The following is a 532-nucleotide window of genomic DNA, read 5'->3' on the forward strand; positions in this document are numbered from 1 at the left end:
CTTGTGGCGAGTGCGGGTCGTCGGTGGCTTGTCGCACCCACGCGGCGGAGCCGCACATTGATACAGCCCCGCGCCCCTGGGCGGGTCCGGGCGGCCAGCAGGGGGCATCCGGGCGGGTCAGGCCCGTAGGCGTAGGCCCCGTGGGGTGGCGATGAAGCCTGTTGATTCGAGGAGGGTGCCGATGGGGGACGTCAGAGCCGGGGTGCCGTTGATGCGTTCCATCGTGACCGTGCCGAGGGAGCCTGCGCGGGCCGCTGCTGCGAGGGCTTCGGCGGCTGCCTGGAGGCGGGGGTCGTCGGTCGCCTTGCCGTCCGGTTCCTCTGGCCAGGCCAGCAGGGTCTTGCCGCCGCGCTCCATGTAGAGCGTCAGCTCACCGTCGACCAGGACCACCAGGGACCCCGCCTTACGGCCCGCCTTGTGGCCGGCGCCGGTCGGGGGTTCCGGCCAGGGGAGGGCCGCGCCGTACGCGTTCGCCGGGTCGGCGGCGGCGAGGACGACGGCTCGGGAGTCGGGGGTGCGCCGGGTCGGGGAC

Annotated in this window: 1 protein-coding gene; it reads right to left on the reverse strand. The window is 74.4% G+C overall.

Going from position 1 to position 532, the window contains the following annotated elements; translation table 11 throughout:
* Positions 1–117: 117 nt before the first annotated feature.
* On the reverse strand, positions 118–532 hold a 415-nt coding region (locus HLK59_RS50365; RefSeq protein WP_171148376.1), incomplete at its 5' end, for a hypothetical protein.

The sequence above is a fragment of the Streptomyces sp. S3(2020) genome (genome assembly GCF_013044505.1).
Classification (GTDB): Bacteria; Actinomycetota; Actinomycetes; order Streptomycetales; family Streptomycetaceae; genus Streptomyces.